General features: G+C 36.4%; 12 protein-coding genes. 3 read left to right on the top strand and 9 right to left on the bottom strand.

The genetic code is table 11. The annotated features are described in order from the left end of the window. Window positions 1–136: 136 nt before the first annotated feature. The 8 genes from DRF59_RS12960 to thrS form a co-directional block, all read right to left on the bottom strand. Entirely contained in the window at window positions 137–1,312 is a 1,176-nt protein-coding gene (locus DRF59_RS12960) for a M28 family peptidase (protein WP_115960715.1), read from the bottom strand. 209 nt (window positions 1,313–1,521) lie between these two features. Next, entirely contained in the window at window positions 1,522–2,706 is a 1,185-nt protein-coding gene (locus tag DRF59_RS12965; protein ID WP_115960718.1) for a M20/M25/M40 family metallo-hydrolase, read from the bottom strand. Between the two features lie 181 nt (window positions 2,707–2,887). After that, window positions 2,888–3,232 (bottom strand): 50S ribosomal protein L20, encoded by a 345-nt coding sequence (gene rplT, locus DRF59_RS12970; protein ID WP_050020978.1) that lies wholly within the window; start codon window positions 3,230–3,232, stop codon window positions 2,888–2,890. Window positions 3,233–3,354: 122 nt separating this feature from the next. After that, entirely contained in the window at window positions 3,355–3,552 is a 198-nt protein-coding gene (gene rpmI / locus DRF59_RS12975; RefSeq protein ID WP_034676300.1) for a 50S ribosomal protein L35, read from the bottom strand. 182 nt (window positions 3,553–3,734) lie between these two features. After that, window positions 3,735–4,301, bottom strand: a complete 567-nt coding sequence (locus tag DRF59_RS12980) for a hypothetical protein (RefSeq protein ID WP_115960721.1) — start codon at window positions 4,299–4,301, stop codon at window positions 3,735–3,737. A 188-nt stretch (window positions 4,302–4,489) separates the two neighbouring features. Continuing rightward, entirely contained in the window at window positions 4,490–5,311 is an 822-nt protein-coding gene (locus DRF59_RS12985; protein WP_115960724.1) for an alpha/beta fold hydrolase, read from the bottom strand. A gap of 197 nt (window positions 5,312–5,508) precedes the next feature. Then, a complete protein-coding gene (infC, locus tag DRF59_RS12990) occupies window positions 5,509–6,009 on the bottom strand; it encodes a translation initiation factor IF-3 (protein ID WP_115960727.1) in 501 nt (166 codons plus the stop codon). A 118-nt stretch (window positions 6,010–6,127) separates the two neighbouring features. Then, on the bottom strand, window positions 6,128–8,047 hold the full coding sequence (thrS, locus tag DRF59_RS12995) for a threonine--tRNA ligase (protein WP_115960730.1): 1,920 nt from the start codon (window positions 8,045–8,047) through the stop codon (window positions 6,128–6,130). A gap of 286 nt (window positions 8,048–8,333) precedes the next feature. Between thrS and DRF59_RS13000 the strand changes: the two genes are divergently transcribed. Then, entirely contained in the window at window positions 8,334–9,305 is a 972-nt protein-coding gene (locus DRF59_RS13000; RefSeq protein WP_115960733.1) for a dipeptidase, read from the top strand. A gap of 135 nt (window positions 9,306–9,440) precedes the next feature. Here the strand turns inward: DRF59_RS13000 and DRF59_RS13005 are convergent, their stop codons facing one another. After that, entirely contained in the window at window positions 9,441–10,985 is a 1,545-nt protein-coding gene (locus tag DRF59_RS13005) for a hypothetical protein (RefSeq protein WP_115960736.1), read from the bottom strand. A 148-nt stretch (window positions 10,986–11,133) separates the two neighbouring features. On the opposite strand from DRF59_RS13005, the gene DRF59_RS13010 reads away from it, so the two are divergent. Together DRF59_RS13010 and leuC are read left to right on the top strand one after the other, a co-directional pair. Then, window positions 11,134–12,306: a 2-isopropylmalate synthase gene (locus tag DRF59_RS13010; RefSeq protein WP_115960739.1), complete on the top strand. Its 1,173-nt coding sequence runs from the start codon at window positions 11,134–11,136 to the stop codon at window positions 12,304–12,306. A 24-nt stretch (window positions 12,307–12,330) separates the two neighbouring features. Further along, window positions 12,331–13,719, top strand: coding sequence for a 3-isopropylmalate dehydratase large subunit (leuC, locus tag DRF59_RS13015; protein WP_115960742.1), 1,389 nt, complete (start codon window positions 12,331–12,333; stop codon window positions 13,717–13,719). Window positions 13,720–13,863: the final 144 nt, after the last annotated feature.

Here is a 13,863-nt window from a genome sequence, read left to right on the forward strand (position 1 = left end):
CAAATGCATAACCAGTCACAAATTAAAATGAAAACCTATAAAAACAAAAACCAAAGTAATAGTAAAATTACTCTGGTTTAATTATTTATTTTTGTACTTTAATCTGTATCAGATTTTCAGGACTAGTCAGTAGGTATTATCTTTCAATCATTATATTCTTAACAAGGGTTTCTTCACCTACTTTTAAAATCCCTACATATACTCCGCTTTGAAGACTGGATACATCAATTTTCTTTTCATTGTTTACTCTGAGCATTGATCTTCCCATAGAATTACTGATTTCAAAACTGAAGTTTGATGTTTGCACTGGTAATTCAATATGTAAAATATCATTTGCAGGATTTGGATAGATCTTGACAGTTTCCAGAGAATTCACTGAGGCAGCTTTAGTAACAGTGGTCAGGTTGGTTGATGCTGTTGCAAAATGCTGTAATGCTCCTACAGCGGCTTTTCCAATATTATAGACATAAACCGGATCAACATTAGTAAAGGTGTCCTTTGAAGTGTGGGGATAGCTGCTTCTTATCCTTTCAAAAAAACCGGTAATTACTTCTCCTTTCCGCTCAAAAGGAATATAATCAGTAGCTTCAGCAGGGTCTACGGCAGTCTGAAGAGGAGAGTACAGGGCTGTACAGTTTCTTAGCTGTTGGGTTACAGCGGCAGAAGCTGCGTTATTAGAGGAAACCCCACCCTGATCTTCATCACAATATACCGTATTGTTATTATTTCCTTTTACGCCACCTACCTGGTCCAGGTTGAATACTAATTTTATATCCAGTTTACGGATACCTCCCTGATATACAACATTATTCACATAATGGCTGCTTCCGATAAGTCCTTGTTCTTCTCCGGAGAAATGGATGAACTTGATTGAGTATTCTGTAGGAACATCCTTTAATATCCGGGCCGCTTCCAGAATTATAGAAGTGCCGCTGCCATTATCATTAACCCCGGGACCATTAATGGTATCATAATGTCCGCAGATAATAACATATTTGTCCGGGTAAAGAGTTCCTGTTTTTGTTATAATCAGGTTTTTGGAAGTAGCAGACCCATAGGTGAATGGACTTTCCACAATCTGGCTTGCAGAATAACCATAAGAAATGTATTTGTTTTTAATCCAGGTAAGGGTGTTGTTATTGGCCTGTGAGCCGGTTGTTTTTATTCCTAAGTTTCCAAACTCCTGGAGGTTTGCCGTTATATTGGCCTGGGTAACCATATCAGCCCTGTTCTTATAGGCCTGGATAAAGCTTTGTGCTGTAACGCCCTGTATCAACATTGTGGCGCACAAGAATGTTGTAATTCTTTTCATATTATTATTTTAAATTGGTATTACGAATATAATAAATAAATCCCAACATGGTGTTTAATAACATATGTATTACATTGAAAATGTATAATTATGCTAAAACTTATACAGTTTTTATGAGCTTTATGATATTGTATACTGGATTTTATTCAAATAAAAACCTCCGTGAACGGAGGTTAGTAATTTATTTTCACAAAGGTAATGTACATCGGTTATTTTTTGATCAGAATTTTTCTGACCACAGTTTGATCGGTTGTTTTTAAAACTCCAAGATAAGCACCATTTTCCAGGCCGGCAACATTAATTTCTGTTTCATTAGTTGTCTTTAAAATAGAACGCCCAGGAAAATCAGTGACTTCAAAACTGAAGTTCTTTATATTAGAATCAGGAAGCTCGATATGGATGATATCTTTTACAGGGTTCGGATATATTTTTACATTTTCCAGCGATTTTTTCGAGTTTATATCCTGAGTCCCCATTGTATTATTACTTGTGGAAGCAACAGCAAAATGTTGCAGTGCTCCAACCGAAGCTTTTCCTATATTATAAATATAAACAGGATCAGTATTGGCAAAAGTATCATTTGAAGTATGTGGATAATTACTTCTTAATCTTTCAAAAAAACCGGTAATTACTTCCCCTTTTTCTTCAAATGGCATGTAGTCTGAATCGGCAGCCGGATCTACCGCAGTCTGAAGAGGAGAGTAGAGGGCAGTACAGTTTCTCAGTTCCTGGGTCACCGTTGCGGAAGCTGCATTATTGGAAGATACACCTCCCTGATCCTCATCGCAGTATACTGTATTGTTGGTATTGCTGCTTTTACCACCTACCTGATCCAGATTAAAAACAAGCTTAATATCTAAAACACGGGTATTTCCCTGATAAGCAATGTTATCAGCATAATGATAGCTTCCTCTTAACCCCTGTTCTTCTCCGGAAAAATGGATGAATTTAATAGAATATTCCGTGGGTACATCCTTTAGTATTCTTGCTGCTTCCAAAATAATAGAAGTTCCGCTGCCATTATCATTAACTCCCGGACCATAGATGGTATCAAAATGTCCGCAAATAATTACATATTTATCAGGATAAACCGTACCTGTTTTAGTGATGATAAGGTTTTTGGAATTCACTCCGCTAAAGCTGAATGGGTCTTCCACAATCTGGCTGGATGTATATCCGTAAGAAAGGTATTTGCTTTTAAGCCAGTTCAGGGCATTGGTATTTGCTGCAGATCCTGTTGTTTTAACTCCAAAATTGGCAAACTCCTGAAGATTATTGATAATATTAGTTTGGGTTACCATGTCAGCTCTATCCTTATAAGCCTGGATAAAACTCTGTGCACCGATATTTTGTGCTACAACAGCAGTAAGTAAAAAAGCAGCGATTTTTTTCATTTTTTTAATGGACTTGTTTTTCGGCTGCTAATATAATAAATAACCGGCGATTATTTTTTTAAAACTGAAAATTGTTTTGATGTTTATTCAGTTTTAATTCAAAAAAGATTTGCCTGCTTCCTGAAAACAAAAGTCCCGGGAAACCCCGGGACTATATTGATAACAAAAATACTATTCTACATTATTTTACTTGATCTACAACAGCTTTGAAAGCTTCAGGGTGATTCATTGCTAAATCTGCTAAAACTTTTCTGTTAAGCTCGATGTTGTTCTTTTTAAGAGCTCCCATAAATTGAGAGTAAGACATTCCGTGTTCTCTGGTACCTGCGTTGATACGGGTAATCCAAAGAGCTCTGAAATTTCTCTTTTTCTCTTTTCTACCACGGTAAGCATATTGCATTGCTTTTTCTACCGCGTTTTTAGCTACAGTCCAAACGTTCTTTCTTCTTCCGAAATAACCTTTAGCTTGCTTAAAAATTTTCTTTCTGCGAGCTCTTGAAGCTACGGCATTTACTGATCTTGGCATAATTTAAATTGTTTTTTTGAAATGTGCGACAAACTGTTTCATTGTACTTAATTGCTCCATTTCAGGGTTAAAATTTTGAATTTGTTTTGAATTCTTATAAACCGGATATAGATTTATAAAAACTACTTAATTGCTAATTGACGTTGAACGCTTTTCTCATCCACTTTAGCTACGTAAGAAGTAGTAGTAAGATTTCTCTTCTGCTTAGTTTCTTTCTTAGTTAAGATGTGGCTTTTGTAAGCGTTTTTTCTTTTGATCTTACCTGTTCCGGTAAGAGCAAAACGTTTCTTAGCACCTGATTTCGTTTTTAATTTTGGCATTGTTTTGCTTTTTTATTGTTTTTGTTATCAATATCTGTTCTGGCTACTCCTAAAGACATTAGGAATAATAGTGTGCAAAGATACAAAAAAAATCAATCCGAATTTTCATGTTCTGTGATTTTCTTGTCTTTACATAAAAAAGCCGCCTCCTAAAAAAGAAGCGGCTGTAATGTAATGCAGGCTTAATCAAAATCTTTGTAAGCTATTTCCTTTCTTTCTTCATTATTCCCGCCCAAAATAATTTTAATCCTAAAACCATTAGGAATAAAGTATCCTCCTCTTGAATAAAGCTGAAGTTTGATGTGTGGATTAGAGACGGTACCTGTAACAGCACTATTGGAATGCCAGATAGAAGTATCATTATTGTAAATAACAAGGTTTCCATCATTCTGTGCAATAAGTTTTGGGGTTCCCTGGCTTCTAACCGTATTGGAGCTCCACAATACAGAAAGGCTGCCCGGTCTTTCGCGATATAAAACCAGATTACTGTCATGTTGCATTATGAGACGGTAAGTACTGCCATTATTCTCTAAACTGATAGATTCTCCTGCATATAATATCTGAGGATGGTTGGTGGTTTCTGAAATAAACTTCAGTTCTGTAAGCCCTGTACCGGGAATGGAGTTTGTCTCATTTGTGATGGTATGAGCATTCCTGTTTTGTACCGGTGTACTGTCCAGAGTATCATCCTGAGCGCATGATGCCATAAGCATCGAAAGACTTAAAAAAGTCATTAATTTGATTTTCATGAGTTATTTATTTAGCGGGACAAATATAGTAATTATAAAATTAACTCACACATTAAAGATTACGTAAATTATTGAGACACCTTTATTCATGGTTGTTTTCATTATGTATTTAAGACACTTTTTGGTGTTTAAATGAAAAAGTCACATTGTTTTCGAATGTGACTTTTTTATATGGCAGAATAACTTAACTATGATTGAAAAAATGCCAGTAAATCTTTATTGATGGTTTCTGCTTCTGTTGTAGGCATGCCGTGTGGAAATCCGGGATAAGAAATCAGTTTTCCGTTTTTAAGAAGGATAGCAGCTACTTTTCCTGTAGTTTCAAATGGTACAATCTGGTCATCCTCACCATGCATCACCAGAACCGGTATATCAACGCTCTTCAGGTCCTCGGTAAAATCTGTTTCTGAAAATGCTTTTATGCAGTCATAATGTGCCTTGACGGAACCATTCATTCCCTGTCTCCACCAGTTTCTCTGAATACCTTCAGAAATCTCAGCACCTTCTCTGTTGTATCCATAGAATGGGAAAGTGATATCAATAAAGAATTGCTGTCTGTGTTTCGCTGTGTTATTACGGATATCATCAAAAACAGACATTGGAACTCCATTTGGATTATTTTCATTCTGAACCATAATTGGAGTAACAGCACTTACCAAAACTGCCTTTGCAACCCTTCCGTTACCGTGTCTGGCAACATATCTGATTACTTCACCACCTCCGGTAGAGTGCCCTACATGAATAACATTTTTTAAATCCAGTGCTTCTACAATTTCAGCAACATCAGATGCATATGTATCCATATCATGTCCAAAAGGTGTTTGTTCTGATCTTCCATGACCTCTTCTGTCATGAGCAATTACCCTGTATCCCTGCTCAAGGAAGAAAAACATTTGTGCATCCCAGTCATCACTTGAAAGCGGCCATCCGTGATGAAAGAATACAGGCTGCCCCTTTCCCCAATCTTTGTAATAAATCTGTGTTCCGTCTTTTAATTTAAGTGTGTTCATTGTTTTCTTTTTTATGATTAATAAATATCTAAATAATTTGACTTTTTATAATCACAAATGTAGATTGAAAATCTTTATGAATTATTGATACAGGATAATAATTGATTAAAATTAAAAAATAAGGAATAAAGTTATCAGAATACAAAATAAAAAAACCTCAAACTGATTTGAGGTTTTATATTGAATAATTGACTTAATTATTTTGCTGGTTTTTTAGGACTCATCATCATAATCATTCTCTTTCCTTCAAGTTTAGGAAGCTGGTCTACTTTTCCAACATGCTCCAATTCCTGAGCCAGCTTTAAAAGTAAAATTTCTCCCTGGTCTTTAAAGATAATCGAACGTCCTTTAAAAAATACGTAGGTTTTTAATTTTGAACCTTCTTCAAGGAATTTTTCAGCATGCTTTTTCTTGAATTCATAATCGTGATCATCAGTCTGAGGTCCGAAACGGATCTCTTTTACCACCACTTTTACCTGCTTAGCTTTAAGTTCCTTCTGTTTTTTCTTTTGCTCGTATAAAAACTTTTTATAGTCTAATATCCTTGCAATAAAAGGTTCTGCCTTGTCGGAAATTACTACAAGATCCAATTCCTGTTCTGAAGCAAGCTGTCTTGCTTTATCAATTGGATAAACTCCCGGCTCTACGTTATCGCCCACTAAACGAAGCTCTCTCACACGAATTTTATCGTTGATCAAGTGAGCGTCCTCTTGTACCGGACGTCTCTGTGGGCCCCTGTTGTTAAATCTTTGTGCTGTTGTATTATAATTTTATTGGTTAACTTTCTATTAATTTTAATCGGTCGTTCTCTGATGATTAAACCGCGGCTTCCTTCTTAAAGTAAGAAACAAAATCTTCCATTTTCATTACTCCAAGGTCACCTTCACCACGTCTTCTTACAGAAATCGTACCATCTTTTTCTTCATTTTCACCGATAACAAGCATGAAAGGAATCTTCTTCAATTCGGCATCACGGATCTTCTTACCGGTCTTCTCATTTCTGTCATCAATCTGACCGCTAATATCGTGATTTTCCAAAAATTGTGAAACTTTTTTTGCATAATCTACATATTTTTCACTGATCGGTAGAATAATAAACTGATCAGGGCTTAGCCATAATGGGAAATCCCCTGCAGTATTTTCCAGCAAAATGGCAATAAATCGTTCCATAGAACCAAATGGAGCTCTGTGGATCATTACCGGTCTGTGCTTTTCATTATCACTTCCGATATAGTGAAGATCAAATCTTTCAGGAAGATTATAATCTACCTGAATGGTTCCTAACTGCCATTTTCTTCCTAAAGCATCTTTCACCATAAAATCAAGCTTAGGACCATAGAATGCGGCTTCTCCGTATTCAATCACTGTTTTTAAGCCTTTCTTTTCTGCTGCATTGATGATCGCACTTTCTGCCTTCTCCCAGTTCTCATCGGAACCGATATACTTTTGTTTGTTTTCAGGATCTCTTAATGATACCTGAGTTACAAAATCTTCAAACCCTAAAGACTTGAAAACATAGAGAGTCAGATCAATTACTTTTTCAAATTCTTCAGAAAGCTGATCCGGAGTACAGAACAGGTGAGCGTCATCCTGGGTAAATCCACGAACTCTTGTTAATCCGTGAAGCTCTCCGCTTTGCTCGTATCTGTATACTGTACCGAATTCTGCATATCTTTTCGGAAGATCCCTGTAACTCCATTGTGAAGTTTTGTAAATTTCACAGTGATGAGGACAGTTCATTGGTTTCAGTAAAAATTCTTCTCCTTCATTCGGAGTTTTAATCGGCTGGAAGCTGTCTTCCCCGTATTTATCCCAGTGTCCTGAAGTGACATATAATTCTTTTGCTCCGATATGCGGAGACATAACAAATTCATAACCTCCTTTTTTCTGAGCTTCAGAAAGGAAATTTTCCAGCTTTCTTCTTAAAGCAGTTCCTTTTGGTAACCAAAGCGGTAAACCGGCACCTACTTTTTCAGAGAATGCAAAAATTCCAAGCTCTTTACCTAGTTTTCTGTGGTCTCTTCTTTTAGCTTCTTCCAGTCTTTCAAGATATTCTGTCAGATCTTTCTGCTTAGGGAAGGAAATACCATATACTCTCGTCAGTTGAGGATTTTTTTCATTCCCTCTCCAGTAAGCACCTGCTGCATTCAGGATTTTAACTGCTTTTACAATCCCTGTATTCGGGATGTGTCCGCCACGGCATAAGTCCGTAAAGTTATCGTGCGTTACAAAAGTAATCTCTCCATCATTAAGATTTGAGATTAATTCTACTTTATAAGGATTATCTGCATAAGTCTTTAAGGCTTCTTCTTTAGAAACCGGATATAGGGAGAATGTAGAGCCTTTCTTTGCATTTTCAAGAATTTTCTTTTCAATCTTCTCAAAATCTTTTTCAGATAAACTCTCGTCTCCGAAATCTACATCATAATAGAATCCGCTTTCAATGGCCGGACCTATTGTAAGCTTAGCATTAGGATAAAACTCAAGGATAGCCTGCGCCAAAAGGTGGGCAGAAGAATGCCAGAAGGCTTTTTTTCCAAGATCATCATTCCAGGTCAAAAGTTGTACCGTAGAATCCGTGGTTATAGGTGTGGTCGTTTCTACTTGTTTGTCATTAACAATTGCGGAAATGGTATTTCTAGCCAATCCCTCGCTTATAGATTTTGCCACATCTAGAGGAGTAACTGCTCCCTCGAATTCTTTGACACTATTGTCTGGAAGTGTAATTTTTATCATTGTTTACTAAGAAATTTTAAGATGCAAAAATACGCTTTTTTTAGATAAAATACTATACCGGCTTGTATTTAGAATGAGAATTAATATTAAAAATGAAAAGATTTTGCATTTAACCGATAAAGAAAAATTTATTTACTAATGTTATGGTGTTAAAGTAAGCTTTCAGAGCCGGAACAATAGATATTTTAAATTTTATAAACTTATTTAAAATATAATTGCAACTTGATTAATAGTGTTATTTTACCAAACAGAAATAAGTTAAAATAAATTCAAAGCCATAACTATTATGAATACTATAAACGTTGACCTGCATTGTGACCTGCTGTATTACCTGCTCAGTCCTGCATCTGTTATTGATGATAAGGAGCTGGGATGTTCTCTTCCCTATTTAAAAGAAGGAAATGTAAAACTTCAGGTAACGGCAATTTACGCCGGGACGGGAAAAGACAGCACGCACTATGGATTAGAACAAAGCCGGTTATTCTCGGAGCTGACTCAGAATGAAAACTTTTTCCTCTTTAGTAATCAAAGCTATAAAAAACCTGAAAACAGCGGTAAAATAGGAATACTGGCTTCTATTGAAAATGCATCATCCTTTTGTGATGAAAAAGAAAGCCTGGATTCAGGATTTAAAAAACTGGAAACCATTATAGAAAATACAGGGAAAGTATTATACATTGGTATTACCCATCATTTAGAAAACCGTTTCGGGGGAGGAAATTATGCTGATACAGGCCTGAAAGATGACGGAAAAGTTTTGATCGACTATATTTCAGACAGGAAAATTGCAGTTGACCTCGCTCATACAAGTGATCAGCTGGCGTATGACATTTTAAATTATATTGATCAGAAAAATTATTCTGTCCCTGTTCTGGCAAGCCATTCCAATTACAGAGCCGTTTGTGAGAACAACAGAAATTTACCTGATGAGCTGGCTAAAGAAGTCATCAAGCGGAAAGGCCTGATCGGGCTTAACTTTATCAAAGATTATATTGATCCCGACCATTCTGAAAAATTGTACGAACATATCCGGTATGGGCTGGAACTGGGAGGAGAAAACAGCATTGCTTATGGTGCAGATTATTTCTATTATAAAGACCATCCGGATACATCACGCCATCCGTTTTTCTTTACCGGTCATTCAGACGCCTCAGTTTACCCAATGATTAACGAAGAAATTAAAGAAAAATTCTCTCCGGAACTGGCAGGAAAAATCAGTCATAAAAATGCTTTGGATTTTATAGAAAGTATAGTGTAAGAAAGAAATGTTTATTTTAATTGCTCCCGCAGATGAAGTTTTTGAAGGTCTGCCTGATCAGCTTATCTGCGAGCGTTTTATACATTAAGTAATTTACATTAATTAATTTAAAAGCATCTGTTTAATGGGTGTTTATTAATGTTTTCTTTTGTACTTCACTTTCTGCTTAATAATTTCAATTACATCCACATTCTTAACTTTAGATTTGATCCATCCGTGAATGTCAATATAGAATAATGAACGGCGGTAATATTCATTTTTAGAAAATTCTTCAAGTTTTTTATCAAAATTCTCAAAGGCTTTCTGTCGTTGATCCAATACCTGATTGTTAAGATTCTTAAAGAACTGGATACTCTCAAAATGGAATTCCTCAGGCTTTTTCATTTTTCTGGCAAACTTCAAAGTAGAAACAATAAATTCATCATAATCTTCATCTTTCCCGGACTCATATTTGGCCATCAAGATCAGGATGCGGGTATGGAAAAGCAGATCTTCCTGTACATTCCCCTTAGATTCTATCACTCTCATAGAATATTCAATGGATTTTTCAAACATCTTACTGCCGAAAAACATGGCGGCCATTTTAAGATAAAGAATCATAAAATGATGTTCATCAATTCTTTCCCTGAGCTTTTCCATTTTCAGCTCAATTTCAGGAATAAGCTTTGTTCCGGTAAAAAATTCTCCTTTTACAAAATGAATGTTCATCAATGTATTGTAGTGGGTTAGAAAAATAAGCGACTGAAGATTTTCATTTTGGGAAAAATTTTCAGCATTTACCCTTTTATTAAAATTCTCAAAATGCTCTTCAAGAATGTCTATATTCCCATACAGAAACAAGATTTTTAACAGGTAAGTATTTCCTTTAATATACCACACCGGATGGCTGAAAATCATTTCCGGATTTTTATGAAAAAGATCGACCCACTGATAAGCATATTTCAGGGTATATTTATAATCCTGTAAAAGCTGGTTCTTCCAGACGTGCGCTTTAAAAAACCACAGCTTTTCTGTAAAATTCAGTTTTTCAAGTCTTATATTTTTGATCTGGGAATCAAAAATTCCCAGAATTTCTGCCCGGTCCGTATCATTTTTAACATATCCGTGAGTAAGCATTTCACTATATAATTTCAGTGAAAGATTGGATAGTTTTGTGGTATAACGGTTCTGTTTACTTATCTCCTGTGACTGCCTGATCAGCTCATCTGCCCGCCCTTCGATACTTCGTGTAATAAACTGTGACTCAATTACTTTTTCAAGATCGATAATTTCGGAAGCAATGCTTTTTTCATCCAGTTCCAATGCGGTTTGTTTGGTCTTATCTAATATTTTTAAAGCTTGCTTATAAAGCCCTTTCTGATATAAAATATTGGCAAAGTCCAACTGTTCACGAAGCTGAATTCTATAATTCTGGTGACTTGGGTTCATACGGAGACTCACCAGAATCTGTTTGTAAAGATGGGCTTTAAGGTTGGAAAGCTGTTGTTTGGTAGAAATTTTTTTCTCAATAATTACAGTTTCGTCATATTCCTTCATCTTATCCATTTCAGAAAAAAGCAGAAGAAATTTTGCGTCTACGTTAATTCCCAGACGGTTAACATATAATTTAAACTGTCGTTTTTCCGAAGTGGTCAATGACTTTACCAATACAAACAAAAAATCTTTCTGCAATTCTGCCATTGTAAATTTTTATAAATTAAATTACTGATTAATAGGTAAATAAGACTGTTTTTTCAACTGTTGAATATTGTAATTTTCAAAAAATGTGAAAATGAAAAAATATTGCAAGCTGTAGTTTTGAATCAAATTTAAGTAAAAAACTTCATTTATGAATTCCGAAAAAATTGAAATTTTTGATACGACACTGAGAGATGGGGAACAGGTTCCGGGATGTAAACTGAATACGGAACAGAAACTGATTATTGCAGAAAGGCTTGATGAGCTAGGGATTGATATCATTGAAGCAGGGTTTCCGATTTCCAGTCCGGGAGATTTTGAATCTGTTTCAGAAATTTCAAAACTGGTAAAAAATGCTAAAGTGTGCGGACTTACAAGGGCAAACAAGAAGGATATAGATACCGCTGCCGAAGCTCTGAAGTCTGCAAGAAAGCCAAGAATCCATACCGGAATAGGAACTTCCGATTCCCATATCAGATATAAGTTCAACTCAACCAGGGAAGATATTATTGAACGTGCTGCCGAAGCTGTAAAATATGCCAAGAAGTATGTGGAAGATGTAGAGTTTTACGCAGAGGATGCCGGAAGAACAGATAATGCCTATCTGGCACAGGTATGTGAAGCCGTAATTAAGGCAGGTGCTACTGTTTTAAACATTCCTGATACAACAGGATACTGCCTGCCGGAAGAGTACGGGCAGAAAATAAAATACCTGAAAGAAAATGTAAAAGGAATTGAAAAAGCGGTATTGTCGTGCCATTGTCATAACGATTTGGGATTGGCAACTGCTAATTCTATTGCCGGAGTAATTAACGGAGCCCGTCAGGTAGAATGTACCATCAACGGATTGGGTGAAAGGGCCGGAAATACAGCACTGGAAGAAGTTGTTATGATTCTGAAGCAGCATAAAAACTTAAATCTTCATACCGACGTAAACTCCAGAATGCTGAATGAAATGAGCCTAATGGTTTCAGACCTGATGGGAATGGCAGTACAGCCTAATAAGGCAATTGTGGGAGCCAATGCTTTTGCCCACAGTTCAGGAATCCATCAGGACGGAGTGATCAAGAACAGGGAAACCTATGAAATCATTGATCCTGAAGAAGTAGGAGTGAATGCCTCTTCGATTATCCTTACAGCCAGAAGCGGACGTTCAGCATTGGCATACCGCTTTAAACATATCGGTCATGAAGTTACCAAGAATGAACTTGATTACCTGTATCTGGAATTTCTGAAAATTGCGGATGTAAAAAAGGAAATATGTAATGATGATCTACGTCTTATCATGGAAGCTTTTAAACTGGAAAATAGAGTAGCAGGTTGATTTAAAGTCAAGATAAAATTAAAAATGAAGAACACACAAAAAACACTTTTTGATAAAGTTTGGGATGCGCATGTTGTGGAAACCATTCCGGACGGGCCTCAGATCATTTATATTGATAAACATCTGATTCATGAAGTTACAAGTCCACAGGCCTTTGCTGAGCTTGAATCCAGAAACCTTGAAATATTCAGGCCGGAACAGATTGTGGCTACTGCGGATCACAATGTACCAACACTTCATCAGGATCTCCCGATACAGGATGAACTTTCAAGAAATCAGGTCAGGCAGCTTACCGAAAATTGTCAGAAACATAACATTGAACTATTCGGGCTGGGGCATCAGTATCAGGGGATTGTGCATATTATTGCACCAGAACTTGGCATTACCCAACCGGGAATGAGCATTGTTTGTGGCGACAGTCATACCTCTACCCATGGAGCATTCGGAGCAATTGCTTTTGGAATAGGAACAAGCCAGGTTGCACAGGTATTTGCAAGCCAATGTCTGTTACTCAACAAACCGAAATCCATGAGAATTACCGTTAATGGAAGATTGAATGAAAATGTTCAGCCCAAAGATGTGATTCTTTATATTATTTCAAAAATAGGAACAGATGGAGGAACAGGATATTTCTGTGAATATGCCGGGAATGTATTTGAAGAAATGTCGATGGAAGGAAGGATGACAGTTTGTAATATGAGTATTGAAATGGGCGCCAGAGGAGGAATGATTGCTCCCGATGAAACCACTTTTGAATATGTGCAAGGAAGAAAATTTGCTCCTAAGGGAGAAGAGTGGGAAGAAAAAGTAGCCTATTGGAAAACCTTGAGAACAGATGACGGAGCTGCTTTTGATAAAGAACTAAGCTTCGATGCAGCAGATATATACCCAATGATTACTTACGGCACTAATCCGGGAATGGGAATTTCAATCCGCGAGACTATTCCATCACCAAAGAATGAGTCTGAAGAAAAAGCTTTGCAATATATGGGACTGGAAGCCGGACAGTCAGTTAACAGCATCAGGGTGAATTATGTTTTTATAGGAAGCTGTACCAATGCAAGAATAGAGGATTTTCGTTCAGCAGCTCAGTATATTAAAGGAAAGAGTAAATCAGAGGCGGTAAAAGCACTGATTGTTCCAGGCTCTCAGCAGGTTGTAAAACAGATTTATGAAGAAGGACTGGACAAAATCTTTAATGATGCAGGATTTCAGATCCGTCAGCCGGGATGTTCTGCATGTCTGGCAATGAATGATGATAAAATTCCGGAAGGAGAGTATTGTGTTTCCACGTCCAACAGAAACTTTGAAGGCAGGCAGGGACAAGGCTCGAGAACAATTCTTGCCAGTCCACTTACAGCAGCAAAAGCAGCAATAGAAGGCAGAATTTCAGCTTTTGAAAGTTTAAACTAGACGAATTTAAATATATTTTAACCACAAAACACAAAAGATTATAAAGCTTAAATAAAAAAGTAGTTATTATTTCTTGCTGAAAAAGGGTACTTAAGTTTTTTAAAATCTTTGATTTCCATTTTTTTAGTGAACTTCTTATAAGCA

Source organism: Chryseobacterium flavum, from assembly GCF_003385595.1.
In the GTDB taxonomy this organism is placed as follows: domain Bacteria; phylum Bacteroidota; class Bacteroidia; order Flavobacteriales; family Weeksellaceae; genus Chryseobacterium; species Chryseobacterium flavum.

Excerpts from the sequence above, each read along its gene's own strand:
- DRF59_RS12960 (WP_115960715.1), bottom strand. The coding sequence starts at position 1,312 with ATGAAAAGAATTACAACATTCTTGTGCGCCACAATGTTGATACAGGGC.
- DRF59_RS12965 (WP_115960718.1), bottom strand. The coding sequence starts at position 2,706 with ATGAAAAAAATCGCTGCTTTTTTACTTACTGCTGTTGTAGCACAAAAT.
- rplT (WP_050020978.1), bottom strand. The coding sequence starts at position 3,232 with ATGCCAAGATCAGTAAATGCCGTAGCTTCAAGAGCTCGCAGAAAGAAA.
- rpmI (WP_034676300.1), bottom strand. The coding sequence starts at position 3,552 with ATGCCAAAATTAAAAACGAAATCAGGTGCTAAGAAACGTTTTGCTCTT.
- DRF59_RS12980 (WP_115960721.1), bottom strand. The coding sequence starts at position 4,301 with ATGAAAATCAAATTAATGACTTTTTTAAGTCTTTCGATGCTTATGGCA.
- DRF59_RS12985 (WP_115960724.1), bottom strand. The coding sequence starts at position 5,311 with ATGAACACACTTAAATTAAAAGACGGAACACAGATTTATTACAAAGAT.
- thrS (WP_115960730.1), bottom strand. The coding sequence starts at position 8,047 with ATGATAAAAATTACACTTCCAGACAATAGTGTCAAAGAATTCGAGGGA.
- DRF59_RS13000 (WP_115960733.1), top strand. The coding sequence starts at position 8,334 with ATGAATACTATAAACGTTGACCTGCATTGTGACCTGCTGTATTACCTG.
- DRF59_RS13005 (WP_115960736.1), bottom strand. The coding sequence starts at position 10,985 with ATGGCAGAATTGCAGAAAGATTTTTTGTTTGTATTGGTAAAGTCATTG.
- DRF59_RS13010 (WP_115960739.1), top strand. The coding sequence starts at position 11,134 with ATGAATTCCGAAAAAATTGAAATTTTTGATACGACACTGAGAGATGGG.
- leuC (WP_115960742.1), top strand. The coding sequence starts at position 12,331 with ATGAAGAACACACAAAAAACACTTTTTGATAAAGTTTGGGATGCGCAT.